This window comes from Methylobacterium sp. 190mf (assembly GCF_900107945.1).
Taxonomy (GTDB): domain Bacteria; phylum Pseudomonadota; class Alphaproteobacteria; order Rhizobiales; family Beijerinckiaceae; genus Methylobacterium.
In genome coordinates, this window is sequence record NZ_FNVI01000013.1 from 93,113 (window position 1) to 106,807 (window position 13,695).

Annotated in this window: 14 protein-coding genes; 4 read left to right on the forward strand and 10 right to left on the reverse strand. The window is 71.5% G+C overall.

Annotated features, from left to right (window positions below; translation table 11 throughout):
• The first annotated feature begins 16 nt into the window (after positions 1-16).
• Entirely contained in the window at positions 17-1,141 is a 1,125-nt protein-coding gene (locus C4T42_RS16960; RefSeq protein WP_103985489.1) for a mechanosensitive ion channel family protein, read from the forward strand.
• Between the two features lie 101 nt (positions 1,142-1,242).
• On the opposite strand, the gene rlmN is transcribed toward C4T42_RS16960, so the two are convergent.
• Positions 1,243-2,517, reverse strand: a complete 1,275-nt coding sequence (gene rlmN, locus C4T42_RS16965) for a 23S rRNA (adenine(2503)-C(2))-methyltransferase RlmN (RefSeq protein WP_103985490.1) — start codon at positions 2,515-2,517, stop codon at positions 1,243-1,245.
• Between the two features lie 98 nt (positions 2,518-2,615).
• On the opposite strand from rlmN, the gene C4T42_RS16970 reads away from it, so the two are divergent.
• Positions 2,616-3,272: a class I SAM-dependent methyltransferase gene (locus tag C4T42_RS16970; protein WP_103985491.1), complete on the forward strand. Its 657-nt coding sequence runs from the start codon at positions 2,616-2,618 to the stop codon at positions 3,270-3,272.
• A gap of 158 nt (positions 3,273-3,430) precedes the next feature.
• Here C4T42_RS16970 and grxD read toward each other — a convergent pair whose 3' ends face one another.
• The 5 genes from grxD to recQ form a co-directional block, all read right to left on the reverse strand.
• The gene (gene grxD, locus C4T42_RS16975; protein WP_012318124.1) at positions 3,431-3,769 is read right to left on the reverse strand and encodes a Grx4 family monothiol glutaredoxin; all 339 of its coding nucleotides are present in this window, start codon (positions 3,767-3,769) and stop codon (positions 3,431-3,433) included.
• A gap of 39 nt (positions 3,770-3,808) precedes the next feature.
• The gene (locus C4T42_RS16980; RefSeq protein ID WP_103985492.1) at positions 3,809-4,303 is read right to left on the reverse strand and encodes a DUF29 domain-containing protein; all 495 of its coding nucleotides are present in this window, start codon (positions 4,301-4,303) and stop codon (positions 3,809-3,811) included.
• Positions 4,304-4,326: 23 nt separating this feature from the next.
• A complete protein-coding gene (locus C4T42_RS16985) occupies positions 4,327-4,563 on the reverse strand; it encodes a BolA family transcriptional regulator (protein ID WP_007568343.1) in 237 nt (78 codons plus the stop codon).
• Positions 4,564-4,589: 26 nt separating this feature from the next.
• Positions 4,590-6,815: a phosphoribosylformylglycinamidine synthase subunit PurL gene (gene purL / locus C4T42_RS16990; protein WP_103985493.1), complete on the reverse strand. Its 2,226-nt coding sequence runs from the start codon at positions 6,813-6,815 to the stop codon at positions 4,590-4,592.
• Positions 6,816-6,969: 154 nt separating this feature from the next.
• Complete coding sequence (recQ, locus tag C4T42_RS16995; RefSeq protein WP_103985494.1) at positions 6,970-8,811, reverse strand: DNA helicase RecQ; 1,842 nt, start codon at positions 8,809-8,811, stop codon at positions 6,970-6,972.
• A gap of 82 nt (positions 8,812-8,893) precedes the next feature.
• On the opposite strand from recQ, the gene C4T42_RS17000 reads away from it, so the two are divergent.
• Positions 8,894-9,133, forward strand: a complete 240-nt coding sequence (locus tag C4T42_RS17000; protein ID WP_103985495.1) for a type II toxin-antitoxin system VapB family antitoxin — start codon at positions 8,894-8,896, stop codon at positions 9,131-9,133.
• A complete protein-coding gene (locus tag C4T42_RS17005; RefSeq protein WP_042675795.1) occupies positions 9,133-9,534 on the forward strand; it encodes a type II toxin-antitoxin system VapC family toxin in 402 nt (133 codons plus the stop codon). Before C4T42_RS17000 ends, C4T42_RS17005 begins: the two co-directional genes overlap by 1 nt.
• A gap of 133 nt (positions 9,535-9,667) precedes the next feature.
• Here C4T42_RS17005 and denD read toward each other — a convergent pair whose 3' ends face one another.
• Genes denD through ltnD form a run of 4 tightly spaced genes read right to left on the reverse strand, consistent with a single transcriptional unit; the run spans position 9,668 to position 13,646 of the window.
• Positions 9,668-10,645, reverse strand: coding sequence for a D-erythronate dehydrogenase (denD, locus tag C4T42_RS17010; protein ID WP_103985496.1), 978 nt, complete (start codon positions 10,643-10,645; stop codon positions 9,668-9,670).
• A 26-nt stretch (positions 10,646-10,671) separates the two neighbouring features.
• Positions 10,672-11,946 (reverse strand): 3-oxo-tetronate kinase, encoded by a 1,275-nt coding sequence (gene otnK / locus C4T42_RS17015; protein WP_103985497.1) that lies wholly within the window; start codon positions 11,944-11,946, stop codon positions 10,672-10,674.
• Entirely contained in the window at positions 11,943-12,725 is a 783-nt protein-coding gene (gene otnI, locus C4T42_RS17020; RefSeq protein ID WP_103985498.1) for a 2-oxo-tetronate isomerase, read from the reverse strand. Before otnI ends, otnK begins: the two co-directional genes overlap by 4 nt.
• Before the next feature lie 12 nt (positions 12,726-12,737).
• Positions 12,738-13,646 carry an L-threonate dehydrogenase gene (gene ltnD, locus C4T42_RS17025; protein ID WP_103985499.1) on the reverse strand — a complete coding sequence of 303 codons (909 nt, stop codon included), beginning with the start codon at positions 13,644-13,646 and terminating at the stop codon, positions 12,738-12,740.
• Between the last annotated feature and the right edge of the window lie 49 nt (positions 13,647-13,695).

The following is a 13,695-nucleotide window of genomic DNA, read 5'->3' on the forward strand; positions in this document are numbered from 1 at the left end:
CGTGGAGCGATGCCCGATGCCGGACCTCGACGCGCTCGCCGGCTCCGCAGCCCGCGCGCTGGCCTACCTGCCGTGGTGGGCCGAGAGCCTGATCCTCATCGTCGCCTGCTGCGCCGTGGTGATGCCCCTGCACGGGATCGTCTACCGGGCGATGAAGCGGGCGGTGGCGGCCAAGAGCCTGTTCTGGCGCTCGCTGGTCTCGCGCACCCGCGGGCCGAGCCGCCTCGGCCTGATCGTGGTGGCGATCAGCCTCGCCTCGACCACCGTGCACCTGTCCTGGGAGGTGCGGATCGCCCTCAACCAGATCCTGCTGGTGGCCTTCGTGACGCTGACCGGCTGGTGCTGCGCCACCGCGCTCCACATCGCCACGGTGATCTACCTGCGCCGATTCAAGCTCGACGCCGAGGACAACCTCCTGGCGCGCAAGCATTTCACCCAGATGCGCATCCTGGAGCGGGCCGGCGTGACGCTGGTGGCCCTCATCACCCTGTCGGTAGCCTTGATGACCTTCGAGCCGGTGCGCCAGTACGGCGTCAGCCTGCTCGCCTCGGCGGGCGCGGCGGGCCTCGTCCTCGGGCTGGCCATGCAGCCAGTCCTGTCGAACCTCGTGGCCGGCATCCAGATCGCCATCACCCAGCCGATCCGGATCGAGGACGCGATCATCGTCGAGAATGAGTGGGGCTGGGTCGAGGAGATCACCGCGACCTACGTGGTGGTCCGCCTCTGGGATTGGCGCCGGCTGGTCCTGCCCCTGACCTACTTCATCCAGAAGCCGTTCCAGAACTGGACCCGCGACGGCGCCTCGCTGATCGGCAGCGTGTTCGTCTACGTCGACCACCGAGCGCCGGTCGCGGCGATGCGCGAGAAGCTCGCCGAGATCGCCAGGGCCACGCCCCTGTGGGACGGCAAGGTGGTCAACCTTCAGGTCTCGGACGCGAAGGAAGCGACCATCGAGATCCGGATGCTGGTGAGCGCCCGCAACGCGCCCCAGGCCTGGGACCTGCGCTGCGTGGTCCGCGAGGCGATGATCACGTGGCTCCAGGCCGAGCACCCGGAGGCCCTGCCGCGGCACCGGACAGAATGGGTCGGGGCCGAGCAGGCGCCGCTTCGCCGGGCGGAGGAGCGGCGGTTCGCGGCCTGAGCCACGCCGTCATCGCGAGCGCAGCGAAGCGACCCAGGGCCGCGCGCCATCGGCGAGCGTGGCGCCGCTGGATTGCTTCGCCGCGCTCGCAAGGACGGGTGTCAGTCGTCGGCGCCGGCGTAGAAGCTCTCCACGCCGATGCCCTCCTCCTGCATCAGCCGAGCGCGGGCGCGCAGCTTCTCGGTCTCGCTCTTGAGCTGGCCGCAGGCCGCCAGGATGTCCTGGCCCCGGGGCGTGCGCACCGGCGAGGCGTAGCCGGCGTTGAACACGATCTCGGAGAAGCGCTCGATCCGGTCCCAGTCCGAGCATTCGTAGCGGCTGCCCGGCCAGGGGTTGAACGGGATCAGGTTGATCTTGGCCGGGATGCCCTTGAGCAGGCGGACCAGCTCCCGCGCGTCCGCGTCCGAATCGTTGACGCCCTTCAGCATCACGTACTCGAAGGTGATCCGGCGCGCGTTGCTCAGGCCCGGATAGGCCCGGCAGGCCGCGAGCAGCTCGGCGATTGGGTATTTCCGGTTGAGCGGCACCAGCTCGTTGCGCAGGTCGTCGCGCACGGCGTGCAGCGAGATCGCCAGCATGGCGTTGGCCTGCTCGCCGAGCCGCGGGATCTGCGGCACGACCCCGGAGGTCGAGACCGTGATCCGGCGGCGCGACAGGCCGAGGCCCTCCTGGTCCGACATCACCCCGACCGCGTCGACCACGGCGTCGAGATTGTAGAGGGGCTCGCCCATGCCCATGAACACGATGTTGGTCACGAGCCGGCCGACCTCGCCGGAGCCGCCAGCGTCGCGGCTCGGCATCTGGCCGGGCCAGTCGCCGAGCTCGTCCCGGGCGGTGACGAGCTGCTGCACGATCTCGGCGGCCGACAGGTTGCGCACGAGGCGCTGCGTGCCGGTGTGGCAGAACGAGCAGGTCAGCGTGCAGCCGACCTGGGAGGACACGCACAGCGTGCCCCGGTCCGGGCCCGGAATGTAGACGCACTCGATCTCGGCGCCGCGATTGTGCTCCTGCCGGTTGGTCGGCGCCATGCGCAGCAGCCACTTGCGGGTGCCGTCGCGGGAGACCTGCCGGCTCGCCACCTCCGGCCGCTCCAGCGTGAAGTGCTCGGCGAGCTGCGCCTTCAGCGCCTTGCCGACATTGGTCATCTCGGCGAAGTCGGACGCCCCGCGGAAATTGACCCAGTGCCAGACCTGGCCGGCGCGCATCCGGCTCTCGCGCTCGGGCACGCCCATGCCGATGAGCTGCGCCTTGAGGGCGTCGCGGGTCAGGCCGACCAGCGAGGGGCGGCGGCCGGGCAGCGCCTCGGGGAGGAGATCCGGCGCCTTCTCGATCGCGGCATCGGCCGCGCGGGCGCTGTCGAGCGACGGCGTCGCCATGGCGTTCAAACGATCCATACGTTGGAAAGGGTCTGATATAGGCGATCGCGGCGGCGAATGCGAATGCGTGCCGCCCACAGGGGCCCTGACGGAGAGCCATGGCGACCGACACCCGAGCCGGGCAGGCGATCTACAATCCGCGGACGCTGCAGATCTACGACCTCGTCGTGCTGCGCCTGTCGAACCCGCTGATCTGGCGCTGCCCGACGGCGCGGATTCTGGATCTCTACGACCGGCACGCGGGCCTCGCGCATCTCGACGTCGGGGTCGGGACCGGCTGGTACCTCGACCGATGCCGGTTCCCGGCGCCCGCGCCGCGGGTCGGCCTGATGGACCTCAACGCCGACAGCCTCGCCTTCGCGGCCGACCGGATCGCGCGCTACCGGCCCGAGACCTACCAGGTCGACGTGCTCGGCGCCCCGGCCAGCGGCATTGCGCCGTTCGACTCGATCGGGATGACCTACCTGCTGCACTGCCTGCCGGGCGACATCGCCGCGAAGGCGAAGGCCTTCGACACGGTGCGGCCGTGCCTGGCCGACGACGGCGTGGTCTTCGGCGCCACGATCCTGTCGGGGGGCGTCCCGACCACGGGGGCGGCGCGGGCGCTGATGCGGGTCTACAACCGCAAGGGGGTGTTCTCGAACGCCGCCGACACGCTGCCGGAGCTGCGCGCGGCGCTGGAGCAGCGGTTCCGGTCGGTGGAGATCACGGTCGTGGGCTGCGTCGCCCTGTTCGTCGCGCGCGAGCCGCGCTGACCCATTCGCCGTCTTTGCGAGCGGAGCGAAGCAATCCAGCGGCGCCACACCCGCCGAGCTCGCGCTGCCCTGGGTTGCTTCGCTCCGCTCGCAAAGACGGGCATGAAAAAGGGCGCCCGCGGGCGCCCTGATCCGTCCTTCAAAAGACCCGAAAGAAATTAGGCGGCGGCGGTCTTCACCGGCACGCCCTTCTCGGACAGGAAGGTCTGCAGCTCGCCCGACTGGAACATCTCGCGGGTGATGTCGCAGCCGCCGACGAACTCGCCCTTCACGTAGATCTGCGGGATGGTCGGCCAGTTCGAGAAGGCCTTGATGCCCTCGCGGATCTCCTGGTCGGCCAGGACGTTCACGCCCTTGAACGGCACGCCGAGGTAGTTGAGGATCTGCACCACCTGCCCCGAGAAGCCGCATTGCGGCATCTGCGGCGTGCCCTTCATGAACACCACCACGTCCTGGGAGGCGATCTCGTTCTGGATGGTCGTGTTGACGTCGGTCATCGCTCTGTCCTTGTTCGTCGGTCGTATGTGAGGTGTGAGTCAGCGGCGCGCAACCGATGTAGCGATCGTACGAAGTGCGCGCTCTATGTCGAAAGTCTCGGTCAGCAGATCCTCAGGACGGATCGGGCAGGCCTCCGGCAGCCCCGGGAGCAGCGCGTTCCCATAGGCGCCGAGACCAGCCTCGGCCGCCGTGACGGCGGATTTCCAGATCCTGTTCCAGTTCAGCCTTTGCCGCATCGACGCTTCGTAGGTGTTCCAGGCGGTGATCTGGAAGGTCGCGATCTCCTCCCGCCAGTGCAGGCTGGCCGGTGCGAGCGGGGCGGATGCGCGCTTGAGGAGGTGGGCGAGCGTCTGGATCAGCAGACCTTCGACGGCCCGCAGATGCGAACGCCCCACGCTCTCGATCTCCTCGGCAACGTTCTCCCAATCGACCGCGTTCGACAGCTCGGGCCGCTCGGCCAGCGCGCGCAGGGCCGCCGCCTGCTCCTCGGCCCAGGTCACGATGTCGTCGTCGTAGAGACTCGGTCGGTCCATCGGGAGAGCTCCCGCGCGAAGGCTCAATCCTGCGGGACGCCCGTGGTCAGCGCAAGGGCGTGGAGCACGCCGCCCATCCGGCCTTGCAGGGCGCCGTAGACCATCTGGTGCTGCGCCACCCGGGTCTTGCCCTTGAAGGCCGCCGACAGGACGGTGGCGGCGTAATGGTCGCCGTCGCCCGCGAGGTCGCGGATCTCCACCTGCGCGTCCGGCAGGGCCTCGCGGATCATGCGCTCGATCTCGCCCGCATCCATCGGCATCGGGAAACTCCTCGTCAGAACGGGGCTCAGGCGGCCGGCGCGGCCGGCTGGCTCGCCATGTAGTCGGGCAGCCAGCCCTCGTGCGCCGCATTCAGGTCGGCGAGCGATATGGTCTCGCCGCCCGGCAGGGTCAAACGGTCGGAGCCCGCGACGCCGACCGAGGCCGCGGCCACGCCCTGGGCCGCGGCGGCCGCGAGGAGGTCGGTCGCCGCCTCCGGCCGCACCGCCAGCAGGTAGCGGCCCTGGTCTTCGCCGAACAGGTAGGCGTGGGGCGGCAGGTCCACCGGCACGTCGGAGAGCGCCGCGCCGAGGCCGCCCGCCATGGCCATCTCGGCGAGCGCGACGGCGAGGCCGCCATCCGCGAGGTCGTGGACCGTGTCGACGGTGCCGGCCTGGATCAGGCCGCGGACGAAGTCGCCGTTGCGGCGCTCCAGGGCGAGGTCGACCGGGGGCGGCGCGCCCTCCTCGCGGCCCTCGATCACCGACAGGTAGGCCGACTGGCCGAGCCAGCCCTCGCTGTCTCCGATCAGTACCAGCACGTCGCCTTCGCGCTTCAGGGCGATGGTCGCGTGGCGCGCCACGTCGTCGAGCACGCCGACGCCGCCGATCGTCGGGGTCGGAAGGATGCCGACGCCGTTGGTCTCGTTGTAGAGCGAGACGTTGCCCGACACGACCGGGAAGTCGAGCGCCCGGCAGGCCTCGCCGATGCCCTGGAGGCAGCCGACGAGCTGGCCCATCACCTCGGGCTTCTCGGGGTTGCCGAAGTTCAGGTTATCGGTGATCGCGAGCGGCTTGGCGCCGACCGCCGTGATGTTGCGCCACGCCTCGGCCACGGCCTGCCGGCCGCCCTCGACCGGGTCGGCCTCGCAGTAGCGCGGGGTCACGTCGCAGGTGAGCGCCAGCCCCTTCGGCCCGTCCTCGACCCGCACGATGGCGGCGTCGCCGCCGGGCTTCTGGACGGTGTTCCCTAGGATGAAGTGGTCGTACTGCTCGAACACCCAACGCTTCGAGGCGAGGTCGGGGGAGCCGACGAGGCGCTTCAGCGCGTCGGTGAGCGAGGCCGGGGCCGCCACATCGGCGGCCGCGATCACCGGCTGATGCGTGTTGGCGAGGTGCGGCCGGTCGTAGAGCGGGGCCTCGTCGCCGAGCTCCTTGATCGGCAGGTCGGCCACGGTCTCGCCGTGCCACTTGATGACGAAGCGCAGCGTGTCGGTGGTCCGGCCGATCACCGCGAAGTCGAGGCCCCACTTCACGAAGATGGCTTCGGCCTCGGCCTCCATGCCGGGTTTGAGCACCATGAGCATGCGCTCCTGGCTCTCCGAGAGCATCATCTCATAGGGCGTCATGCCCTCCTCGCGGGCCGGCACCTTGTCGATGTCGAGCTCGACGCCGAGGTCGCCCTTGGCGCCCATCTCCACCGCCGAGCAGGTAAGGCCGGCCGCGCCCATGTCCTGGATGGCGATGACCGCGCCGGAGGCCATCAGCTCCAGGCAGGCCTCCAGCAGCAGCTTCTCGGCGAAGGGGTCGCCGACCTGCACGGTCGGGCGCTTCGACTCGGATTCCTCGTCGAACTCGGCCGACGCCATGGTGGCGCCGTGGATGCCGTCGCGGCCGGTCTTGGAGCCCAGATAGACGATCGGGTTCCCGACGCCGGCGGCGGCCGCGTAGAAGATCCCGTCGGTGCGGGCGAGCCCCACCGCCATGGCGTTGACCAGGATGTTGCCGTCGTAGCGCTTGTGGAAGCCGGTCAGGCCGCCGACCGTCGGCACGCCGAAGGAGTTGCCGTAGCCGCCGACGCCCGCGACCACGCCCGAGACGAGGCTGCGGGTGCGCGGGTGGTCGGGGGAGCCGAAGCGCAGGGCGTTGAGCGCCGCGATCGGCCGCGCGCCCATGGTGAAGACGTCGCGCAGGATGCCGCCGACCCCGGTCGCCGCGCCCTGGTAGGGCTCGATGTAGCTCGGGTGGTTGTGGCTCTCCATCTTGAAGACGCAGGCGTGGCCGTCGCCGATGTCGATGACGCCCGCGTTCTCGCCCGGTCCCTGGATAACCCACGGCGCCGAGGTCGGCAGCCCGCGCAGATGCTTGCGGGAGGACTTGTAGGAACAGTGCTCGTTCCACATCGCCGAGACGATGCCGAGCTCGGTCAGCGTCGGGTCGCGCCCGATCAGGCCGCGGAAGCGCTCGTACTCGTCCGGCGTCAGGCCGTGCTGGGCCACGAGCTCGGGGGTGATCGGAACGTCGTTGCGGAACATGGGCGGTCTCGACGAGGGCGGTCCGGGAGCCCCGGCAGGGCCCTCGACCCGATGCGCGACCCGAACCGGGCCGCGCGCGGCGACGGTGACGGATTAGTGCGTTCCGCCACCGCGTTGCAATACGCCGGCACGGCTCGCCGTGTATGGGTGCCGGTCACGCGGCCGGCGGATGGGCCAGAAAATCGGCGATCGCGGCCACGAACTTGTCGCCGTAGGCCTCGCGCTTGCGTTCGCCGACCCCGTGGACGGTGCGCAGCGCCCAGAGATCAACGGGCTTCTGGCGGGCCATCTCGATGAGGGTCCGGTCCGGGAAGACCATGAAGGCCGCGATGCCCTCGGCCCGGGCCAGCGTGGCGCGCAGGCCGCGCAGGTGCTGGAACAGTGCCTCGTCGGTCTCCGAGAGGGCGATCTCGCCGTCCTCGCGGGCGGCGGCCCGTCGGCGCTCGCGGGATTCGGCCTTCGGCTCCGGATCGGGGCGGAGCTGGACCGGCTCCCGGCCGAACAGGATCGCCTCGCCCTTCTCGGTCATGGACAGGCCGCCGTAGCCGTCGGCGTTCTCGGCGATCGCCCCGGCGGCGAAGAGCTGGCGCAGGATCGCCCGCCACGCCGCCACCGGCTTGTCCGCCCCGACCCCGAAGGTCTTGAGGCTCGCGTGGCCGTTGCGGCGGATCTGGTCGCTCTCCTTCCCGTGGACCACGTCGCAAATATAGGCCGCGCCGAAGCGCTGGCCGGTGCGCACGATCGCCGAGAGGATCTTCTGGGCCGGGACGGTCCCGTCCACGAGGGTGACGCCGCCGCGGCACAGGTCGCAGCGGCCGCAAGCGCCGCTCGACTCGCCGAAATAGGCGAGCAGCGACTGGCGGCGGCAGGTGGCGCCCTCGCACAGGGTGATCATCGCCTCGAGCTTGCGCCGCTCGACCCGGCGGCGGTCGTCGGAAATCTCCTTCTCGTCGATCTGGCGGCGGCGGAGCGCCATGTCGTCGAGGCCGTAGAGGGTCAGGGTGTCAGCGGGCAGCCCGTCGCGGCCGGCGCGGCCGATCTCCTGATAGTAGCCCTCGACGTTGTTGGGCATGTCGGCGTGGCAGACGAAGCGCACGTCCGGCTTGTTGATGCCCATGCCGAAGGCGACGGTGGCGGTCATCACCACCCCGTCTTCCTGCAGGAACCGATCCTGGTTCGCCATCCGCGTCGCCTGGTCGAGGCCGGCATGGTAGGGCAGGGCGTCGAACCCGTCCTTCCGGAGGGTCTCGGCCAGCTGCTCGGTGCGCTTGCGCGACGAGCAGTAGATGATCCCGCTCTCCGCGCGCCGGTGCTTCAGGAACCGCTCGATCTGCCGGGCCGGGTTGTCCTTGGGCTGGAAGGTCAGCCGGATGTTCGGCCGGTCGAAGGAGTGGACGAAGATCTTCGGGGGCCGGTCCTGCGGGAACAGGCGCTCGGCGATCTCGGCGCGGGTCGCGGCGTCGGCGGTGGCGGTGAGCGCCAGGGTCTGGACGTTGCCCAAGGCCGTCCGGGCTCGGGCGATCTCCCGGTACTCGGGCCGGAAGTCGTGGCCCCACTGCGAGACGCAGTGGGCCTCGTCGACGGCGAGCCGCCGGACGCCGGCGCCGCGCAGGGCGTCCATGCAGCCGTCCATCAGCAGGCGCTCGGGGGAGACGAACAGCAACCGCAGGTCGCCGGAGCGCAGGCTGCGCCAAGTCTCGCGGGATTCGGATTCCCCGACCGTCGAGTTCAGGGTCGCGGCGTGGATGCCGACGCTGCGCATCTGCTGGACCTGATCGTGCATCAGCGCGATCAGCGGCGAGACCACCACGGTGAGGCCCGGATCGACCAGGGCCGGGAGCTGGTAGGTCATCGACTTGCCCGAGCCCGTGGGCATCACGGCGAACACGTCGGTCCCGTCGAGCACCGCGCCGATCACCTCGTCCTGGCCGGGGCGGAAATCCTCGTAGCCGAACGTCTTCTTCAGCGCGGCGCGGGCCTCGTCGAGGCGGGTCATCGGGATCCTTGGTCGGGGTCTGGCCGCCCTTGCGGCAGGGGTGTGTAGACACTAGCCTCCCCGTGTCTACACGGGGGCCGCCATGCCGCTCAACATCCGCAGTGAAGAGGTGAATCAGCTGGCCGAGAAGCTGGCATCGCGGGCCGGCGTGAGCAAGACCGAGGCGGTGCGACTCGCGCTCACGAACGAGCTGGCGCGGCGGGACGCGGAGCGCGAGACCTTCCTGGAGCGGGTCACGCAGATTCAGGAAAGGCTGGCGTCCTACCCGTCAACGGGCCTCCAGGCAGACAAGGCGTTCTACGACAGCCTGAACGACGAGTGATGTTCGTCGACGCGTCCGCCATCGTGGCGATCGTCGCCGGCGAGCCAGGACATCGTGCGCTGCTGGATCGGTTGCGCGACGGTTCCGTGCGGCTCACGAGCGGCGTCGCCGTCTACGAGGCGGTGCTCGCCATCGCCCGGCTCCAGGCCGTCCCCCCCGAGGTCGCTCGAGAGATCGTGGACGATTTCCTGGACGCCGCCGGCGTCACACGGGTCCCGATCGCCGAAGCGGAGGCGCGCCTCGCCGTCATGGCCCACGCCCGCTACGGCAAAGGCCGCCACCCGGCGCGCCTGAACCTCGGCGACTGCTTCGCCTATGCCTGCGCGCGGGTGCACGACGTGCCGCTGCTCTACGTCGGCGATGACTTCTCGCAGACCGACATCCGCTCGGCCCTCGGCTGAGCGCCTCGTCCGCATCAGAGGTCGGCACCCTCGTCTTTGCGAGCGAAGCGAAGCAATCCAGGCAGCGCTGGCCGACAAGCCGCGCGCCGCCCGGGGTCACGTCGCTGCGCTCGCGACGACGGCGAGCGGGGCCTCAGCCGCCGTGGAACTCGGCCACGTGCTGGGCGACGATCGCGTCGAAGGACGCGTCCGCCCGGAAGCCCAGGGCCAGGGCGGCCTCCGGCTCGAACGCCTCCGGCCAGGAGCCGACGATCCGCGCGATCGTGGCGTCGGGTTCGCGCCGGATCAGCGCCACGGCCTTGTCGCCCGCCGCGCGCCGCAGGGCCTCGATCTCCTCCGCCACCGTCGCCGAGACGCCCGGCATGGTCAGGCTGATCCGCGGGCCGATCGCCGCGAGGTCGAGCCCGGCCGCGTGGGTGAGGAAGCCCACCGCCGCCGCCGGGCTGGCGAACCAGTGCCGCACCGTGTCGGGCACCGGCAGGATCGCCTGCTGGCCGGCGAGCGGCTCGCGGATGATGCCCGAGAAGAAGCCCGAGGCCGCCTTGTTGGGCTTGCCCGGCCGCACGCAGATCGTCGGCAGCCGCAGGCCGATCCCGTCGAGGAAGCCGCGGCGGGCGTAGTCGGCGAGCATCAGCTCGCCCATGGCCTTCTGAACCCCGTAGGAGGAGGCGGGACGCAGGATGTGGTCGTCCGGGATGACCTTGGGGAAGGGCGGCCCGAACACCGCGAGTGAGGAGGTAAAGACCAGCTTCGGCCGGTAGCCGTCCGCCGCGCTGGCCGCCCGGATCGCGTCGAGGAGCAGGCGCGTGCCGTCGAGATTGACCCGGTAGCCCAGCTCGAGATTGGCCTCGGCCTCACCGGAGACCACGGCGGCGAGGTGGAAGATCACCCCCGGCCGCTCGGCGATGGCGGCCTCGGCGGCGCCGGGCGCCGTGAGGTCGGCGGCCTCGGCCCGCACCGGTCCGGAGAAGCCCTCGGGCGCCGCGGGCGGGACCACGTCGAGGAGCGTGAGGGCGGTGAGCGGCTGCCCGCCGACCCGGCCATCCCTCACCAGGGCGTCCACGAGGCGGCGGCCGATCATGCCGGCGGCGCCGAGAATCAGGGCGTGCATGGAAAACCTCCCGTCGGGTTGAGGCGTCAGGCCATCATGTCGAGGGCGCGGCCGAAAAAGTCGGCGCCGCCGAAATTGCCGGATTTCAGAGCGAGCAGCATCGGCTCGGGCCGGCCCGCCGTGCGCAGCACCGGCACACCCGCGGCGATCTCGGGCCCGAGCAGGAAGGCGGTGAGGCCCAGCCGGTCGACCACCGCGCCGGAGGTCTCGCCGCCGGCGACCACGAGCCGGCGCACCCCGCGGGCGACGAGGCCCTCGGCGATCGCCGCCAGCGCCGCCTCGATGGCGTGGCCGGCCGCGTCGACGCCGTGGGCGGCCTGGAGCGCGCGCACCGCCTCGGGCGGGGCCGAGGTGGCGATCAGCACCGGGCCCGAGGCCAAGTGCTTGTCCGCGAAGGCCAGGGCCTCGGCGACCACATCGTCGCCCGCGAGCAGCCGCGCCGGGTCGACGCGCAGCACCGGCATGATCGCCTCCGCGGCGGCGACCTGCTGGAGGGTCGCCTGCGAGCAGCTGCCGGCGAGGCAGGCCGAGGCGCCGCCCACCGGCTCGCCCACGGCTGCGCCGGCGGCGTCCTTGGTTCCCCGCCCGTCGGCCGCGAGCGCCCGGGCGAGGCCGAGGCCGAGGCCGGACGCGCCGACCGAGAACTTGCGGCCGACGATCGCCCGGCCGAGCACTTCGAGATCGCTGTCGAAGATTGCGTCCGCGATGGCGGCGCCCTTGCCCTCCTGCGCGAGGGCGTCGAGGCGGGCGGCCACGGCCTCCGCGCCCTTCGCCACCGTGGCGGTGTCGATCAGGCCGACGGGACTGCCGCTCTGGCGCCCGAGCACGCGCACGAGGTTGGCGTCGCGCATCGGGTTCAGCGGGTGATCCTTGAGCGGGCTCTCGTTCAGCGGCACCGAGCCGACGAACAGGTTGCCCTGGTAGACGCTCCGCCCCGTCTCGGGGAAGGCCGGGGTGACGAGGGCGACGGTCTCGCCGGCCTCTGCCCGCAGGGCGTCCATCACGGGGCCGATATTGCCCGCGTCGGTGGAGTCGAAGGTCGAGCAGACCTTGAACATCACGTGGGCCGCGCCCCGGGCCCGCAGCCAGGCCTCCGCCTCGCGGGAGCGCGCCACGGCCTGGTCGGCGGGGATCGAGCGGCTCTTGAGGGCCACCACCACCGCGTCGGCCTCCGGCAGCGACCGGCTGTCCTCAGGCACGCCGATGGTCTGGATCGTGCGCAGGCCCGCCTTGGTCAGCGTGTTGGCGAGGTCCGAGGCGCCCGTGTAGTCGTCGGCGACGCATCCCAGCGCGAGGCTCATCGGGCGCTCCCCTTGTAGGCGGCGAGCCAGCCGAGGCCCGCGACGGTGTCGGCGGCCGGAATGTACTCGCAGCCGACGAAGCCGCGGTAGCCGAGCCGGTCCAGCTCGTCGAACAGGAAGAAGTCGGCCATCTCGCCGGTCCCGGGCTCGTGCCGCTCGGGCACGCTCGCGGTCTGGACGTGGCCGATGAGCGGCATCAGGGCGCGCAGCCGCACGGTCACGTCGCCGTGCAGGATCTGGCAGTGGTAGAGGTCGAACTGGAGCTTCAGGTTCGGCAGGGCGAGCTCGCGGATCAGGTCGGCCGCGCGGCCGAAATCGTTGAGGAAATAGCCCGGCATGTTGCGGCCGTTGATCGGCTCCAGGACGAGGTCGAGGCCGGCCGGCGCCAGCCGCTCCGCCGTCCAGGTCACGGCCCGGCGGTAGGATTCGACCGCCCTGGGATCGTCCCAGGGGGCGAGGCCCGCCATGAGGTGGAGCCGGCCGACGCCGGTCGCCTCGGCGTAGCGGAGCGCCGTGTCGACCCCCGCCTTCAGCTCGTCGAACCGCTCCGGAAAGGCCGCGATCCCGCGCTCGCCCTGGGCGAAGTCGCCCGGCGGCAGGTTGAACAGGGCCTGGGTCAGGCCGTTCGCCCGGAGCCGCGCGCCGATGTCGTCCGGCGCATGCTCGTAGGGGAACAGGAACTCGACGGCGTCGAACCCAGCCTTGGCGGCGGCCTCGAACCGGTCGAGGAACGGCACCTCGTTGAACATGAGGCTCAGGTTGGCGGCGAAGCGCGGCATGGTTCTGTCCCCTCAAGCTTTCTCGGGCAGCTTCGCCCCCGAGACCTGGGCGTAGAGCCGCGCCACCGAGGCGTCGTCGTCCCGGCCCATGCCGGCGCCCGACGCCATCAGGAACATCTGAAGGGCCGCCGCCGCCACCGGCACCGGGTACTTCTCGGCGCGGGCCATGTCCTGCACGATGCCGAGATCCTTGACGAAGATGTCGACCGCGCTCTTCGGGCTGTAGTCGGCGTCGAGGATGTGCGGCACCCGGTTCTCGAACATCCAGGAATTGCCGGCCGACTTGGTGATCACCTCGTAGACGCGCCGGAGGTCGAGCCCCTGCTTGGCCGCGAAGGCCATCGCCTCCGAGGCGGCGGCGATGTGGACGCCCGCGAGCAGCTGGTTGATCATCTTGAAGGCAGCGCCCTGGCCAGCCGCGTCGCCGAGTTCGTAGAGCGTGCCCGCCATGGCATCGAGGGCGGGACGCGCCTTGGCGAAGGCCGCCGCCGAGCCGGAGGCCAGGAAGGTGAGGCCGCCTTCGGCCGCGCGGGCGGCGCCGCCGCTCATCGGGGCGTCGAGGTAGTGGCGGCCGGTGGCCTCCAGCCGCGCCGCCAGCGCCCGGGCGACGGCCGGGTCCATGGTGGCGGAGGAGACGAACACCGCGCCCTCCGGCATCGCGGCGGCGGCGCCGTCCTCGCCGAACAGGACCGCCTCGGTCTGGGCGGCGTTGACCACGACGCTCACCACCACGTCGGCGTCCCGCGCCGCCTCGGCGGGATTCGCGGCGGCCCGGCCGCCGGCGGTCGCGAAGCGCGCCACCGCGTCCGGGTTCACGTCGCAGGCGGAGACCGCGAAGCCCACCCGCAGGAGCGAGCCGGCCATCCCGGAGCCCATGGAGCCCAGGCCGATCACCGCGGCGCGGGGTGTTGCATTGGTCATCGGGGACGGCTCCTGAAGCTGGGAAAGGGCGCCTCGGCGTCGCCGCTCG